Raw genomic sequence first — 16,495 nt, forward strand, 5'->3', positions numbered from 1 at the left:
TTGATGACAATCCGACATACACAAGACTTAGCTCAGATTCGCGCCATGGTGCCAGAGATGCGCCGCGTGAAATCCATCCACTTCATCGGTATTGGTGGTGCGGGCATGAGCGGCATTGCAGAAGTGCTGTTGAACGAAGGCTACCAAATCACAGGTTCTGACCTATCAGAGAACCCAGTGACAGAGCGTTTGGTATCAAAAGGTGCAACCGTATTTATCGGCCATCAAGCGAGCAATGTAGAAAAAGCCAGTGTGGTTGTTGTGTCAACGGCGATCAACGAAGAAAACCCAGAAGTGATGGCGGCACGTGAGTTACGTATCCCAATCGTACGCCGCGCAGAGATGTTGGCTGAATTGATGCGCTTCCGTCATGGTATTGCCGTTGCGGGCACGCACGGTAAAACGACGACGACGGCACTCGTGACACAAATTTATTCTGAAGCCGGTCTTGATCCAACGTTTGTAAACGGCGGCTTGGTGAAAAGCGCAGGTACAAATGCTCGTTTAGGCTCGAGTCGTATTCTAATTGCTGAGGCGGATGAGAGCGACGCGTCATTCCTGCACCTGCAACCAATGGTAAGTATCGTCACCAATATTGAAGCCGATCATATGGATACTTATGGTGGTGACTTTGAAACGTTAAAGCAAACCTTCATTGATTTTCTACACAATCTACCGTTCTACGGCCAAGCTATTGTTTGTATTGATGATCCTGTGGTTCGAGAGTTAATCCCACGTATTAGTCGTCAAGTGATTACTTACGGTTTCTCCGAAGATGCTGACGTACGCATTGAAAACTATCGTCAAGAAGGTCAGCAAGGCAAATTTACGGTAGTACGTAAAGGGCGTGCCAACCTAGATATCACTCTGAACATTCCAGGTCGTCACAATGCACTTAATGCGTCGGCTGCGATTGCAGTGGCTACTGAAGATGACATTGAAGACGATGCAATTCTAAAAGCAATGGCCGGTACGCAAGGCACGGGACGACGTTTTGATCACCTTGGCGAGTTTGATACTGGTAATGGTCATGCCATGTTAGTGGATGATTACGGACACCACCCAACAGAAGTTGATGTGACCATTAATGCTGCGCGAAGCGGTTGGCAAGATAAACGTCTCGTTATGATTTTCCAACCACACCGTTATAGCCGTACTCGTGATCTGTACGATGACTTTGCGAATGTGCTAGAGCAAGTTGATGTATTAATCATGTTGGATGTATATGCCGCAGGTGAAAAGCCAATTGCAGGAGCTGATGGACGTTCATTGTGTCGCACAATTCGCAGCCGAGGTAAGGTAGATCCGATTTTTGTTCCAGAAATCGAGCAATTACCTTCAGTTTTAGCTAACGTTATACAAGACGGCGACCTAATCTTAACGCAAGGCGCGGGTGATGTTGGTAAAGTGGCGAAACAACTGGCAGGTCTTGAATTAAATATAAACAAGATGCTTGGTTAACACAGATTGTTGGCGCGAAGGACAGATAAAGACTCAGATCTCGATTTTGCGTCAATATCATTGTGATTTATTGCTATCAGTGTTTGATAGTTTACAAGAGCTCAGTATAATCCCAAGGTTAAAGTCAAGACTTTTACCTCTGCGTAATTATGTGGGTAAAAAGTACACGACAAAAGTCAGGAAACGAAGACGTTGTTGAATATTGCACTGAATGACGAGCGACCAAACACGGATAATAACCGTGGTCGCCAAGAGAAAATCTTGGGTGCGTTATTTTTCGTTGTGGTTGTGACCTTAATTAGTTCTGTTTTGTACTCGGCGATCAGTTGGATGTGGGATGACCAAAGGTTACCTCTCTCCAAAATAGTACTTCAGGGAAAACTGGAGTATGTCCAAGCTGACGATGTGCAGGCTGCATTTAGTCGAATAGATCACATCGGTACATTTATGTCTCAGGATATTGATGTATTACAGCAAAGTGTCGAAGCTCTGCCATGGGTGGCGCATGCCGCAATCCGAAAGCAGTGGCCTGATACAGTAAAAGTTTTTTTGACAGAGCATCAACCTGAAGCCATTTGGAATGGCAACGAACTGTTAGATAAAAATGGGTTTGTTTTTGATGGCGATGTGGCTCTGTTACAAGAAGAAAAAGTGAAACTGTACGGACCCAAAGACAGCGGACCAGAAGTCTTACAGACTTACCGTGATTTGAGTCCTAAGTTTCAGCAATTGGGTTTAGCGATATCGTCTCTGGTATTAAACGAGCGACGAGCTTGGCAAATCATCCTTGATAACGGTATTCGATTAGAGCTCGGTAAAGAGTCTCTTCTTGAGCGTATAGAGCGATTTTTTAAGCTCTATAACAAGCTTGGCAGTGACACGCAAAGAATCAGTTATATCGATCTTAGGTACGATACAGGAGCCGCAGTTGGTTGGTTTCCTGAACAAGAGTTAGAAGAGAGTACAGATGACTAAGGCCGCTGATGACAACATTATTGTTGGTCTTGATATAGGCACTGCAACCGTATCGGCTCTAGTGGGTGAGGTTCTACCAGACGGTCAAATTAATATTATTGGCGCAGGTAGTAGCCCTTCACGTGGCATGGATAAAGGTGGCGTGAATGACTTGGAGTCGGTTGTAAAATCAGTACAACGTGCAATTGATCAAGCTGAATTGATGGCCGAGTGCCAAATCAGCCGAGTCTTCATTTCGTTGTCTGGTAAGCATATCGCAAGCCGAATTGAAAAAGGTATGGGCACGATTTCAGATGAAGAAGTGTCTCAAGAAGACATGGATCGCGCTATCCATACCGCAAAATCGATTAAAATTGGTGATGAACAGCGAATCCTTCATGTGATTCCGCAAGAGTTCACCATTGATTATCAAGAGGGAATCAAAAATCCGCTTGGTTTATCTGGGGTAAGAATGGAAGTAAGTGTCCACCTTATCTCATGCCATAATGACATGGCGCGCAATATTATTAAGGCGGTAGAACGATGCGGCCTTAAAGTAGAGCAACTCGTATTTTCTGGGCTTGCTGCAAGTAATGCAGTAATCACCGAGGATGAAAGAGAGCTTGGAGTTTGTGTGGTGGATATTGGCGCCGGCACGATGGATGTGGCCATCTGGACTGGCGGTGCGTTACGTCACACAGAAGTATTTTCGTACGCAGGAAATGCTGTAACCAGCGATATTGCTTTTGCTTTTGGTACGCCAGTGAGCGATGCTGAAGAAATAAAAGTCAAATATGGCTGTGCTTTGAGTGAACTGGTCAGTAAGGATGACACGGTTAATGTACCAAGCGTAGGTGGGCGACCATCACGTAGTCTGCAACGTCAAACGTTGTCAGAAGTGATTGAGCCACGCTACTCTGAGCTTATGGGACTGGTTAACCAAACTATTGACTCTGTACAAGCGAAATTGCGCGAAGAGGGTATAAAGCACCATCTAGCTGCGGGAGTTGTACTCACCGGCGGTGCTGCGCAAATGGACGGAGTGATAGAATGTGCGGAACGCGTATTCCGCAATCAAGTAAGGGTCGGCAAACCGCTCGAAGTCAGCGGATTAACTGACTATGTAAAAGAGCCGTACCATTCTACGGCAGTTGGATTACTTCATTACGCAAGAGACATGCAGTCTAGCGACGATAGCGATTATAATGAACCTAAACGCTCATCTGTTACTGGCTTTTTCGATAAATTGCGTAACTGGATACAAAAAGAGTTTTAACCTGAGTTGCAGGATAAACGGAGACAACACATGTTTGAACCGATGATGGAAATGTCTGACGATGCAGTAATCAAGGTCGTTGGGGTTGGTGGCGGCGGTGGTAACGCCGTTGAACACATGGTGCGTGAATCCATCGAAGGTGTGGAATTCATCAGCGTCAACACTGATGCGCAAGCACTTCGTAAGACAAGCGTTGGCAATGTTATTCAGATCGGTGGCGATATCACCAAAGGTCTGGGTGCAGGTGCTAATCCACAGGTTGGCCGTGACGCAGCTCTCGAAGACAGAGATAGAATTAAAGATTCCCTAACTGGCGCCGATATGGTGTTTATCGCAGCTGGTATGGGTGGCGGTACAGGTACTGGTGCAGCACCTGTTATTGCTGAAGTAGCTAAAGAGCTTGGCATTCTAACTGTCGCGGTCGTGACAAAACCGTTCAGCTTTGAAGGCAAAAAGCGTTTGGCGTTCGCTGAGCAAGGTATCGATGAGCTGTCTAAGCACGTTGACTCTTTGATTACGATTCCAAACGAAAAGCTGCTTAAAGTACTTGGCCGTGGTGTCACGCTACTAGAAGCTTTTGCAAGTGCGAACGACGTTCTTAAGAACGCAGTTCAAGGCATTGCAGAGCTAATTACTCGCCCTGGCATGATCAACGTCGACTTTGCGGACGTAAGGACAGTAATGTCTGAAATGGGTCACGCGATGATGGGCAGCGGTATTGCTAAAGGCGAAGATCGTGCTGAAGAAGCGGCTGAAATGGCAATTTCTAGCCCACTTTTGGAAGACATCGATCTAGCGGGCGCTCGTGGTGTTCTTGTCAATATTACTGCAGGTCTGGATATGCGTCTTGACGAGTTTGAGACGGTTGGTAATACAGTGAAAGCATTTGCTTCTGACAATGCAACTGTTGTTATCGGTACTTCTCTAGATCCAGATATGACTGATGAAATCCGCGTAACAGTTGTAGCGACAGGTATTGGCAATGAGAAAAAGCCAGATATTACGCTAGTTGCGGGTGGTAAAGCGAAAGTGGCTCCGACGCCGCAGGCTCAACCACAACAGCAAGCGGCGGCAACGCAAGCTGAAGAGAAACCGGCACAAACCTTGCAAAATAATCAAGTGCAAGAGAAGCCACAGGTAACTCCTCAGCCGACAAATACAGTTTCTTCTTCTCCAGCATCGTCGAGCCAAAGCTCTGCGGCTCCGAAGCAAGAGAAGGAAAGTGGTTATTTAGATATCCCGGCATTTTTGCGTCGTCAGGCTGATTAATCTTTAATCCATAAATTTGACATGGCTCAAAATTATGGTAGCATTCACGGTCGACGTTACAGACGGCCGTGTTTTGTAGCAAATTTTTGAGAGGCAAGCAGATGATCAGACAACGTACTCTGAAAGAAATAGTGAAAACAACTGGTGTGGGCCTCCACTCTGGTCGTAAAGTCACGCTTACTCTGCGCCCGGCTGCTGCAAATACAGGTATCATTTATCGTCGTACAGATGTAAACCCACCTGTAGATTTTCCAGCTGATCCAGCTTCTGTTCGCGACACCATGCTGTGTACTGCATTGGTAAACGACGAAGGTGTGCGTATTTCAACTGTAGAGCACTTGAATGCGGCACTTGCTGGTATGGGCATCGACAACATTATTGTCGAAGTAGACGCACCTGAAATTCCAATTATGGATGGTAGTGCTAGCCCATTTGTATACTTGCTACAACAAGCAGGTATCGAAACGCAAAATGCGCCAAAACGTTTCATCCGAATTAAAAAGCCAGTTCGTTTTGAAGATGGCGATAAATGGGCAGAGTTTGTACCATTTAACGGCTTCCGCATGGACTTCGAAATTGAATTTAATCACCCTGCTATTGAGTCAGACGAACAGCGCTTGCTGTTTGATTTCTCTTCAAAAGGCTTCGTTCGTGAAATTTCTCGTGCACGTACGTTTGGCTTTATGCGTGATATCGAATATCTACAATCTCAAAACCTAGTTTTGGGTGGTAGTTTCGATAATGCTATCGTATTGGATGATTACCGTATTCTTAACGAAGAAGGTCTACGCTTTGAAAATGAGTTTGTGACTCACAAAGTGTTGGATGCGATTGGTGACCTTTACATGTGTGGTCACCCAATCATTGGTGAATTTCGCGCCTTTAAATCAGGGCACGGTTTGAACAACCAACTTCTGCGAGCTGTTCTTGCTGATCAAGAAGCCTGGGAGTGGACTACATTCGAAGAAGAAGTCGGCTCACCAGTAGCATTCGCTGAACCAAATATGGTGCTTGCGTAAATACTCGGCATTAAAATTAATAAAAAACCAGGCTTATGCCTGGTTTTTTGCTATTTGGCTTTAATCTTGGGCTTATTAATAGCATTCGAGCTTTTCAGCATATTGAAATAACGGTTACTTACGGTCTTTCTTTTCTGCCATATCGGCCAATCGCTTTAAACGCTCTTGAATTTTAGGCGGTGCCATGTCGGCAATCGTCATCAATGACTTTGCTGCAGATTCTGTTAATGGTGGACGTTTAGGTCTGTCGTCTTGTTCGAAACGATTTTTGTATAATGATGGATTGATCCTCACTTCAACGCTCATCAGTTTGGCAAAGCCTTGAGTACGAAGTTTATTTAGGATCATGAGGCGATCGTAATCGATCTTCATTTTGATCGCGGCACTAGAAACATCGATCAATAGGTGGCCGTTACGAACATTCGCCACCCGGCAATGATCGGCCGTCCCTGTGGGTAAGATCTCTTGCAAAGCTTGGTTAAGCTGTAAGATTTCTCCAGCATGTTCTTGAATCTGCTTGAACTGTGATTCAGCAATAACATCTTCAGTCGAGGTTGGACGGTGATCACGCATAGGTAAAATCTAATTTTGTTGAGATATCAGCTATTCTAGAGCAGCTTTCTATCAAGGTATAGTTTACATTAACGTCTTTCGCTTCAGTTTTACAATGTAGCGAGGTAAAAAGCAAAGTCTGCTCTGAATAGATTACACATATTGTGGTATGCAATATCGTCTAATCAGTCACCACTTTGAGTAAAAACTTCAGAGTGCTTCAAACAAATACGTCTATTTATGGTTGTATCGATGAAAAATCCTTACACTAAGCCACATTGTTTCGAAACTTAGCCTTGAAATATGGATGTTTGAACTCAATATCTTTGATAAATGATTTATCTCAGTATTCTTAGTTCCAAACTGGCAGAGACTGAAGGCATTATGAGTAGATCGGGAACGGTCTGATTAAAGAGAGATTCACGAAAAATGATAACTAAGCTACTGACAAAAGTGATTGGCAGTCGCAACGACCGAACACTGCGCCGCCTTAGAAAAATTGTAAAAGAAATTAATAACTACGAGCCAACATTCGAAGCTCTAAGTGATGAAGAGTTAAAAGCAAAGACGGTTGAGTTCCGTGAGCGCCTAGAGAAAGGTGAAACTCTTGATAAACTACTTCCTGAAGCTTTTGCTACGGTTCGTGAGGCATCTAAGCGTGTCTACGGCATGCGTCACTTCGACGTTCAGCTTATCGGTGGTATGGTTCTAAATGCGGGTCAAATTGCGGAGATGCGTACAGGTGAAGGTAAAACGCTGACTGCAACGCTTCCTGCTTACTTAAATGCTCTGGCTGGTAAAGGCGTTCACATCGTAACAGTGAACGATTATCTTGCTAAACGTGATGCTGAGACGAACCGCCCTCTATTTGAATTTTTAGGTATGACCGTTGGCGTAAACGTGCCAAACATGCCTCCTCAAGAGAAAAAAGAAGCGTACCAAGCTGACATTCTATACGGAACCAACAATGAATTTGGTTTTGACTACCTTCGTGACAATATGGCTTTCCGTAGCGAAGACCGTGTACAGCGTGATCGCTTCTTTGCAGTTGTCGATGAGGTGGACTCAATCCTAATTGATGAAGCTCGTACTCCTTTGATCATTTCAGGTCCTGCTGAAGATAGCTCTGAGCTATACACTCGAATCAACCTTTTGATCCCGCATCTGAAAAAGCAAGATAAAGAAGACTCTGAAGAATACCGTGGTGATGGTCACTACACTGTTGATGAAAAAATCAAAGCAAGTATACCTAACAGAAACGGGTCAAGAATACGTTGAAGAGCTGTTGGTGAAAAACGGTCTGATGGAGGAAGGTGATACACTTTACTCTCCGGCTAACATCAGCATGTTGCATCACGTGAATGCTGCTTTGCGTGCTCATGTGTTATTCGAGCGTAACGTTGATTACATCGTTACTGATGAAGGCGAAGTGGTCATCGTTGATGAACACACTGGTCGTACAATGCCAGGTCGTCGTTGGTCTGAAGGTCTTCACCAAGCAGTAGAAGCGAAAGAAGGCGTTAAGATCCAAAACGAAAACCAAACTTTGGCTTCTATTACCTTCCAGAACTACTTCCGTTTATACGAAAAACTGTCAGGTATGACAGGTACAGCGGATACTGAAGCGTTCGAATTCCAGTCTATCTATGGTTTGGAAACGGTGGTTATCCCAACCAACAAGCCGATGATTCGTAACGATATGCCAGATGTGGTTTACCGTACTGAAGCAGAGAAGTTTGCGGCAATCATTGAAGATATTAAAGAGCGTGTTGCCAAAGGGCAGCCAACGCTTGTTGGTACTGTGTCGATTGAAAAGTCAGAACTTCTTTCTAACGCATTGAAGAAGGCTAAGATCAAACACAACGTATTGAACGCGAAATTCCATGAGAAAGAAGCGGAAATTGTTGCTGAAGCGGGTATGCCTGGTGCGGTAACTATCGCGACCAACATGGCCGGTCGTGGTACGGACATTGTGCTTGGCGGTAGCTGGCAATCAAAAGTTGAAGCTTTAGAGAGCCCAACTCAAGAGCAAATCGATGCGATTAAAGCAGAGTGGAAAGTGGTGCATGACCAAGTGCTAGAAGCTGGTGGTCTACATATCATCGGTACTGAGCGCCACGAATCTCGCCGTATTGATAACCAGCTACGTGGTCGTTCTGGTCGTCAAGGTGATGCGGGTTCATCGCGCTTCTACCTATCTATGGAAGACTCTTTGCTACGTATTTTCACTTCTGATCGTATGGCGAGCCTTATTCAAAGTGGTATGGAAGAAGGTGAAGCTATTGAATCGAAAATGCTTTCTCGCTCAATTGAAAAAGCACAGCGCAAAGTGGAAGGTCGGAACTTTGATATCCGTAAGCAGCTGCTTGAATACGATGATGTAGCGAACGATCAACGTAAGGTTGTCTACGAACTGCGTGACGAGTTAATGAACGTTGAAGACATCAGCGGCATGATCGAGCAAAACCGTGAAGATGTGCTAACAGCGGTTATTGATGAGTACATTCCACCACAGTCACTAGAAGATATGTGGGATGTTGAAGGTCTACAAGAGCGCTTAAAAGCGGACTTCGATCTTGATGCGCCAGTGAAGCAATGGCTTGAAGAAGACGACAAGCTTTACGAAGAAGCATTACGTGAAAAGATCATCAACCTAGCCGTTGAAGTGTACAAAGAGAAAGAGGAAGTAGTGGGCGCACAAGTGCTTCGCAACTTCGAAAAATCGGTCATGCTTCAGACTCTGGATACGCTTTGGAAAGAGCATTTGGCTGCGATGGATCACTTGCGTCAAGGTATCCATTTACGCGGTTACGCACAGAAGAACCCAAAACAAGAATACAAACGTGAGTCGTTTGAACTGTTTGAGGGTCTACTAGAAGCGCTGAAAACAGACGTTATTACTGTTCTATCTCGTGTTCGCGTTCAGCAACAAGAAGAAGTTGAACGTATGGAAGAACAGCGTCGTGCGCAAGCTGAAGAAGCCGCTCGTCGTGCGCAAGCGCAACACGCTGCAGCACAAAATCCGCTTTCTGAAGGCGAAGAATCTGAAGAAGGTTCAAATCAACCAATGGTACGTGATGAACGTAAAGTAGGTCGTAATGAACCTTGCCCTTGTGGCAGTGGCAAGAAGTACAAACAGTGCCACGGCAAAATCGACTAATCTGTTAGTCGGATTATTTATCAAAGAGTCGCTTAGGCGACTCTTTTTTTAAATAAATTCTTTGGCTATCAAATTCCATAAGTTTGATAGGTCAGAAAGTTTTTGAGATGTAGAAGCTCGTTGTCACAATAGCAAAGTACAACGGTCTTGAGAGTTAGGAATCCCCATGAAAAGAATTCACATAGTCGCGGCAATTATTTTTAACCAAGACAAATCAAAGATCTTTATTACAAAGCGTCCTGATGATAAGCACAAAGGCGGGTTTTGGGAGTTTCCGGGTGGCAAAGTCGAGCCGGGAGAAAGTATTGAGCTTGCTATTACAAGAGAACTCGAAGAAGAAGTGGGAATTGAAGTTATTGAGCAAGCCCCTTTTGAACACTTGGAATACGACTATCCAGACAAATCACTCAAGTTTGATTTTATTACAGTATCTCAATTCAGTAATGAGCCTTACGGTCGAGAAGGTCAAGAAGGATGCTGGGTTGAGATCAGCGAATTGGGCGACTACACCTTTCCTGAAGCGAACGTACCTATCTTGGAGCGTGTTGTAAAAGAGTTTGCTTAAGCTCGATGAACTTGCTTGTGGTAACCACGGTATGTTGTTAGTTTAAACAGATTAAGCGAAACGAGAGAACGAGAGCAAACCTCGTTATCCAGAGAAGGAGAGAAAGCGCAATGGTTCGTATTGCAATCGCAGGAGCAGCTGGCCGAATGGGCCGCAATTTGGTTAAAGCTTCACACCTTAATCCTGAAGCGACAGTGAGCGCGGGATCAGAACGACCTGAGTCTTCACTCGTCGGCGTCGATATCGGTGAACTTTGTGGTGAAGGTAAATTCGATGTGCTCTTAACGGATGATCTTGCTAAAGACGTCGATAATTTTGATGTAATCATCGATTTCACCGCTCCAGTAAGCACATTAGCGAATCTCGAGTTGTGCAAGAAATACGGTAAGAGCATTGTGATTGGGACGACTGGCTTCAGCGATGCAGAGCGTGATCTTATCGATGAAGCAGCCAAGCAAGTGCCTGTTGTGATGGCGCCAAATTATTCTGTAGGCGTAAACCTTGTCTTTAAGCTTCTTGAGAAAGCGGCCAAAGTGATGGGGGATTACTGTGATATCGAGATTGTTGAAGCACACCATCGCCATAAAGTTGATGCCCCCTCTGGTACCGCTGTCGGAATGGGAGAAGCTATTGCTGGTGCGATGGGTAATAAGCTGAATGATGTAGCTGTCTATGCCCGAGAAGGCATTACTGGTGAAAGAACAAAAGATGAGATCGGCTTTGCTACGATTCGCGCTGGCGATATCGTCGGTGAGCATACAGCTATGTTTGCTGATATCGGGGAACGAGTGGAAATAACGCACAAAGCGACTGATCGCATGACGTTTGCTAATGGGGCCGTAAAGGCTGCAGTTTGGTTGAGTGCTAAACCTGCGGGCTTTTATACCATGACAGATGTTTTGGGATTGAATGAACTTTAAATACATAATTATTCGCCGGCGTTAGCCGGCTTTTTTATATCTATAGAATTATTTGTAAATAAAATGATTCTGATAGAGAAGATTTTAGCACTTACTTTTGTTGTGTTTTTATCTGTTTTAGCTTTGTTTTTGGGTGTAACCGTTAAAAGTGTTCCTATTTTTGTCGTGGTGAACGTTTGCGTTAAAAACTCATAATTTTTTGTGATCCATAAAAAGTTCAAATTTGTAAAATTCATTAAACCTCTATCCCTCCCTATGTAATAGCATTCAAAAGTTATCTTTTTGAGCCTTACTGATTCGAAATGACCTTACTCGCTAGAAATTGATAATTTATTTTTGATTGTAGGTTGACAGATTTCCAGTCCAACTTTAGAATACCGCCAATTTGTCTGAAATACCTATTTATGTAGATTTTATAGGTAAAGGAAGGCATGTTTGCAGTTTGATTTATTTTTTTTGCATTTTTATTCTGGAGGTTGTCTTGGGTAAATTAGCACTGTTAGTCCTAGAAGATGGGACAGTGTTCCACGGAGTGTCCATAGGGGCAGATGGTATTTCCGTTGGTGAAGTCGTTTTTAATACCTCGATGACGGGGTATCAAGAAATCCTCACTGATCCTTCCTATTCTCAGCAAATCGTCACCCTTACTTATCCTCACATTGGCAATACCGGAACCACTTCCGAAGATGAAGAATCCTCTTCCATTCATGCACAAGGCCTTGTGATTCGCGATCTTCCTCTTATCGCTTCTAACTTCCGTAATGAACAATCCCTCTCTGATTACCTTAAGTCTCAAAATATCGTTGGCATCGCTGATATTGATACGCGAAAGCTCACTCGTATCTTGCGTGAAAAAGGTGCTCAAAACGGTTGTATTGTTGCGGGTAATAACCTAGATGAAGCTTTGGCTCTAGCGAAAGCAAAAGAATTCCCAGGCTTAAAAGGAATGGACCTTGCGAAAGAAGTTACAACGAAAGAAGCGTATCAATGGAAACAAGGTTCGTGGACGCTTGAAGGTGGACTTCCAGAGGCGAAAGATGACAGCGAGCTGCCATACCACGTCGTTGCTTACGACTTCGGCGCAAAACGCAACATCCTGCGAATGTTGGTTGACCGCGGTTGCCGCTTAACGGTTGTTCCTGCTGAAACGTCAGCGGAAGAAGTGCTTGCGATGAACCCGGACGGTGTTTTCCTATCAAATGGCCCTGGTGATCCAGAACCATGTACTTACGCGATTGAAGCGACAAAAGTGTTCCTAGAAAAAGGCTTACCTATCTTCGGTATCTGTTTAGGTCACCAAATCCTTGCGTTAGCGTCAGGTGCACAAACCGTGAAAATGAAGTTTGGTCACCATGGTGCAAACCACCCAGTAAAAGATTTAGACCGTAACGTTGTTATGATCACTTCGCAAAACCACGGCTTTGCGGCAGATGAAGCAACGTTACCGGAAAACTTACGTGCTACTCACGTATCGTTATTTGATGGCTCTTTGCAAGGTATTCACCGCACAGACAAGCCAGCATTTAGCTTCCAAGGTCACCCAGAAGCGAGCCCAGGTCCACATGACGCGGCACCGCTATTTGACCACTTTATCGAACTAATCAAAAAACACAGCGCTTAATTCGGAGTAGTAGATAATGCCAAAACGTACTGACATTCAAAGTATTCTAATTCTTGGTGCTGGTCCGATTGTTATCGGTCAGGCATGTGAGTTTGACTACTCTGGCGCACAAGCCTGTAAAGCACTTCGTGAAGAAGGCTACCGAGTTATTCTGGTTAACTCGAACCCAGCAACGATCATGACTGACCCAGAGATGGCTGATGCGACTTACATCGAGCCAATCCAATGGGAAGTGGTACGCAAGATCATTGAAAAAGAGCGTCCAGATGCAGTTTTGCCAACCATGGGTGGCCAGACTGCACTTAACTGTGCGTTAGACTTAGAGAAACACGGCGTACTAGAAGAATTCGGCGTAGAGATGATCGGTGCAACGGCTGATGCAATCGACAAAGCGGAAGACCGTTCTCGTTTTGATAAAGCGATGAAGTCTATCGGCCTTGAGTGTCCTCGCGCAGATACAGCGAAGAGCATGGAAGAAGCTTACAAAGTTTTAGATATGGTTGGCTTCCCTTGTATCATCCGTCCATCGTTCACCATGGGTGGCACTGGTGGTGGTATTGCGTACAACAAAGAAGAGTTCGAAGAAATCTGTCGTCGCGGTCTGGACTTATCTCCGACCAACGAACTTCTTATCGATGAGTCACTAATCGGTTGGAAAGAGTACGAAATGGAAGTCGTTCGTGACAAATCGGACAACTGTATCATCGTATGTTCAATCGAAAACTTTGATCCAATGGGTATCCACACGGGTGACTCAATCACAGTAGCACCAGCACAGACACTGACTGACAAAGAATACCAGCTAATGCGTAACGCATCGCTAGCCGTTCTACGTGAAATTGGTGTTGAAACAGGTGGTTCAAACGTACAGTTTGGTATCAACCCGAAAGATGGCCGTATGGTTATCATCGAGATGAACCCACGTGTATCTCGCTCTTCTGCGTTAGCGTCAAAAGCAACAGGTTTCCCAATCGCTAAGATTGCCGCGAAGCTTGCTGTTGGCTTTACTCTGGACGAACTACAAAACGACATCACGGGCGGTGCAACACCAGCATCATTCGAGCCAACTATCGACTACGTCGTAACTAAGATTCCTCGCTTTAACTTCGAGAAATTTGCTGGCGCAAACGACCGTCTGACTACTCAGATGAAATCGGTTGGTGAGGTAATGGCAATTGGTCGTAACCAACAAGAATCTCTTCACAAAGCACTTCGTGGCCTAGAAGTTGGCGCAACTGGTTTTGACGAGATGGTCGATTTAGAAGCACCAGATGCACTGACTAAGATTCGTCACGAACTTAAAGAAGCTGGCGCTGAGCGTATCTGGTACATCGCCGATGCATTCCGAGCTGGCATGTCAGTTGACGGCGTGTTCAACTTGACTCAAATTGACCGTTGGTTCCTGGTTCAAATCGAAGAAATCGTAAAACTCGAAGAGCAAGTCAAGGCGGGCGGCTACGCAGGTTTGACCAAAGACGTTCTTCGCCAGATGAAACGTAAAGGCTTCTCTGATGCGCGCTTGTCTAAACTGCTTGGTGTCGCTGAAAGTGAAATTCGCCGTGCTCGTGAGCAGTTTGATATTCACCCGGTTTACAAACGTGTGGATACGTGTGCCGCTGAGTTTTCTTCTGATACGGCTTACATGTACTCATCTTACGATGAAGAGTGTGAAGCAAACCCAACAGACAAAGACAAGATCATGGTTCTTGGTGGCGGTCCAAACCGTATCGGCCAAGGTATTGAATTCGATTACTGTTGTGTACACGCATCACTTGCGCTGCGTGAAGACGGTTACGAAACCATTATGGTTAACTGTAACCCAGAAACGGTATCTACTGACTACGATACGTCTGATCGCCTGTACTTCGAACCAGTAACTCTGGAAGATGTACTGTCTATCGCTCGCGTTGAAAAACCAAAAGGTGTGATTGTTCAGTACGGTGGTCAAACGCCACTTAAACTGGCTCGTGCTCTAGAAGCGGCTGGTGTTCCAATCATTGGTACTAGCCCAGATGCTATCGACCGTGCGGAAGACCGTGAACGCTTCCAGGCAGCTGTTGACCGTCTAGGTCTACTTCAGCCAGAAAACGCGACAGTAACAACGATGGAACAGGCGGTTGAAAAATCGAAAGAAATTGGCTTCCCATTAGTTGTTCGTCCATCTTATGTACTCGGTGGTCGTGCGATGGAAATCGTATACGACGAGCAAGACCTGCGTCGCTACTTCAACGAAGCAGTAAGCGTATCGAACGAGTCTCCAGTTCTACTAGACCGTTTCTTGGATGATGCAACCGAAGTTGATATTGATGCTATCTGTGACGGTGAACGCGTCGTTATCGGCGGTATCATGGAACACATCGAACAAGCGGGTGTTCACTCTGGTGACTCTGCATGTTCACTGCCTGCATACACGCTAAGTCAGGAAATTCAAGACAAGATGCGTGAGCAAGTTGAGAAGCTGGCGTTCGAACTCGGTGTACGCGGTTTGATGAACACGCAGTTTGCTGTGAAAGACAACGACGTTTACCTAATCGAAGTGAACCCTCGTGCTGCTCGTACGGTACCATTCGTATCGAAAGCGACAGGTGCACCTCTAGCGAAAATCGCTGCACGTGTAATGGCGGGTCAATCTCTAGAGTCACAAGGATTTACTAAAGAGATTATCCCTCCTTACTACTCAGTGAAAGAAGTGGTTCTGCCGTTCAACAAATTCCCTGGTGTTGACCCTCTATTGGGCCCAGAAATGCGCTCAACAGGTGAAGTAATGGGTGTTGGTGCAACGTTCGCAGAAGCTTACGCGAAAGCAGAGCTAGGTTGTGGTGCGGTTTACCCTGAAGGTGGTCGTGCGCTACTGTCTGTACGTGAAGGCGATAAAGAGCGTGTTGTTGACCTAGCTTCTAAGCTAGTGAAACTGGGTTACCAGTTGGATGCGACACACGGTACTGCTGTAATTCTGGGCGAAGCGGGTATTAACCCACGTTTGGTAAACAAAGTACACGAAGGTCGTCCACACATTCTTGACCGTATCAAGAACAACGAATACACCTACATCGTAAACACGGCTGCTGGTCGTCAAGCGATTGAAGATTCGAAAGTTCTACGTCGCGGCGCACTGGCAGAGAAAGTGAACTACACAACGACACTGAACGCAGCGTTCGCTACATGTATGTCTCATACTGCAGACGCAAAAGCGTCAGTAACTTCGGTTCAAGAGCTACACGCAAAAGTGAAAGCGAGTCTAGACGCGTAACAGATAAAAATCAGTAAGCTCGTTAATCAGGGCTTACATGACAACCTCATTGCCCGCTCATTTGAGCGGGCTTTTTTATATTGAGGTTTTTCTAAAATGAAGAGCATTAAAGTGTGCTAGGAACGATTGGTATGCTTTGCTTTTGAAGATCATCAAGCTAATTATGGCAAGCAATATTCCCAAAGATGAAGAAATAGTACTACCACTTGCTACAACAAAGTTGATACTGCAGGTAAGAATGATAAAAGAGATAGTGATTAAGTTTATTTTTGCAGCAATACTTAATCCTTTGCTTATTGTCAGGATGTTTGGAATACATACAACAACAACTGTAATAGCTCCCAATGTAAGAAGGTACGTATCTAGATCAATGTGTTGAGTGAAAGAAAACCAGTCATTCCAAATGCTTAAGCTAATAGTCAGACCAATAGTCAATGCCAAGTATAAA

Annotated in this window: 10 protein-coding genes and 1 pseudogene; 10 read left to right on the plus strand and 1 reads right to left on the minus strand. The window is 44.9% G+C overall.

Annotated elements, in window-relative coordinates:
* Nucleotides 1–3: 3 nt before the first annotated feature.
* The 5 genes from murC (at nt 4) to lpxC (ending at nt 5,979) form a co-directional block, all read left to right on the plus strand.
* Nucleotides 4–1,461, plus strand: a complete 1,458-nt coding sequence (murC, locus tag P4S59_RS02550) for a UDP-N-acetylmuramate--L-alanine ligase (protein ID WP_337167947.1) — start codon at nt 4–6, stop codon at nt 1,459–1,461.
* A 192-nt stretch (nt 1,462–1,653) separates the two neighbouring features.
* The gene (locus tag P4S59_RS02555; protein WP_012842151.1) at nt 1,654–2,436 is read left to right on the plus strand and encodes a cell division protein FtsQ/DivIB; all 783 of its coding nucleotides are present in this window, start codon (nt 1,654–1,656) and stop codon (nt 2,434–2,436) included.
* A complete protein-coding gene (ftsA, locus tag P4S59_RS02560) occupies nt 2,429–3,691 on the plus strand; it encodes a cell division protein FtsA (RefSeq protein ID WP_012842150.1) in 1,263 nt (420 codons plus the stop codon). Before P4S59_RS02555 ends, ftsA begins: the two co-directional genes overlap by 8 nt.
* Nucleotides 3,692–3,721: 30 nt before the next feature.
* Nucleotides 3,722–4,960 carry a cell division protein FtsZ gene (gene ftsZ / locus P4S59_RS02565; protein WP_012842149.1) on the plus strand — a complete coding sequence of 413 codons (1,239 nt, stop codon included), beginning with the start codon at nt 3,722–3,724 and terminating at the stop codon, nt 4,958–4,960.
* A 101-nt stretch (nt 4,961–5,061) separates the two neighbouring features.
* The gene (gene lpxC / locus P4S59_RS02570) at nt 5,062–5,979 is read left to right on the plus strand and encodes a UDP-3-O-acyl-N-acetylglucosamine deacetylase (RefSeq protein WP_025768410.1); all 918 of its coding nucleotides are present in this window, start codon (nt 5,062–5,064) and stop codon (nt 5,977–5,979) included.
* Nucleotides 5,980–6,093: 114 nt separating this feature from the next.
* Here lpxC and P4S59_RS02575 read toward each other — a convergent pair whose 3' ends face one another.
* The gene (locus P4S59_RS02575; protein ID WP_337167948.1) at nt 6,094–6,552 is read right to left on the minus strand and encodes a DUF721 domain-containing protein; all 459 of its coding nucleotides are present in this window, start codon (nt 6,550–6,552) and stop codon (nt 6,094–6,096) included.
* A gap of 408 nt (nt 6,553–6,960) precedes the next feature.
* On the opposite strand from P4S59_RS02575, the pseudogene secA reads away from it, so the two are divergent.
* The 5 genes and pseudogenes from secA to carB all read left to right on the plus strand — a co-directional run bounded on the left by secA (nt 6,961) and on the right by carB (nt 16,047).
* A pseudogene (secA, locus tag P4S59_RS02580) lies at nt 6,961–9,691 on the plus strand (preprotein translocase subunit SecA).
* Between the two features lie 166 nt (nt 9,692–9,857).
* Nucleotides 9,858–10,256, plus strand: a complete 399-nt coding sequence (mutT, locus tag P4S59_RS02585; protein ID WP_005396433.1) for an 8-oxo-dGTP diphosphatase MutT — start codon at nt 9,858–9,860, stop codon at nt 10,254–10,256.
* A 110-nt stretch (nt 10,257–10,366) separates the two neighbouring features.
* Nucleotides 10,367–11,176: a 4-hydroxy-tetrahydrodipicolinate reductase gene (gene dapB, locus P4S59_RS02590; RefSeq protein WP_145473190.1), complete on the plus strand. Its 810-nt coding sequence runs from the start codon at nt 10,367–10,369 to the stop codon at nt 11,174–11,176.
* Nucleotides 11,177–11,657: 481 nt separating this feature from the next.
* The gene (gene carA, locus P4S59_RS02595; RefSeq protein WP_005396428.1) at nt 11,658–12,797 is read left to right on the plus strand and encodes a glutamine-hydrolyzing carbamoyl-phosphate synthase small subunit; all 1,140 of its coding nucleotides are present in this window, start codon (nt 11,658–11,660) and stop codon (nt 12,795–12,797) included.
* Between the two features lie 16 nt (nt 12,798–12,813).
* Entirely contained in the window at nt 12,814–16,047 is a 3,234-nt protein-coding gene (gene carB / locus P4S59_RS02600) for a carbamoyl-phosphate synthase large subunit (RefSeq protein WP_258628211.1), read from the plus strand.
* Nucleotides 16,048–16,495 lie beyond the last annotated feature (448 nt).

Source organism: Vibrio sp. M60_M70, from assembly GCF_037162085.1.
Taxonomy (GTDB): domain Bacteria; phylum Pseudomonadota; class Gammaproteobacteria; order Enterobacterales; family Vibrionaceae; genus Vibrio; species Vibrio diabolicus.

Coding starts and splice junctions, on each gene's coding strand:
- P4S59_RS02575 (WP_337167948.1), bottom strand. CDS start 6,552: ATGCGTGATCACCGTCCAACCTCGACTGAAGATGTTATTGCTGAATCA.
- carB (WP_258628211.1), top strand. CDS start 12,814: ATGCCAAAACGTACTGACATTCAAAGTATTCTAATTCTTGGTGCTGGT.
- dapB (WP_145473190.1), top strand. CDS start 10,367: ATGGTTCGTATTGCAATCGCAGGAGCAGCTGGCCGAATGGGCCGCAAT.
- ftsZ (WP_012842149.1), top strand. CDS start 3,722: ATGTTTGAACCGATGATGGAAATGTCTGACGATGCAGTAATCAAGGTC.
- ftsA (WP_012842150.1), top strand. CDS start 2,429: ATGACTAAGGCCGCTGATGACAACATTATTGTTGGTCTTGATATAGGC.
- lpxC (WP_025768410.1), top strand. CDS start 5,062: ATGATCAGACAACGTACTCTGAAAGAAATAGTGAAAACAACTGGTGTG.
- murC (WP_337167947.1), top strand. CDS start 4: ATGACAATCCGACATACACAAGACTTAGCTCAGATTCGCGCCATGGTG.
- mutT (WP_005396433.1), top strand. CDS start 9,858: ATGAAAAGAATTCACATAGTCGCGGCAATTATTTTTAACCAAGACAAA.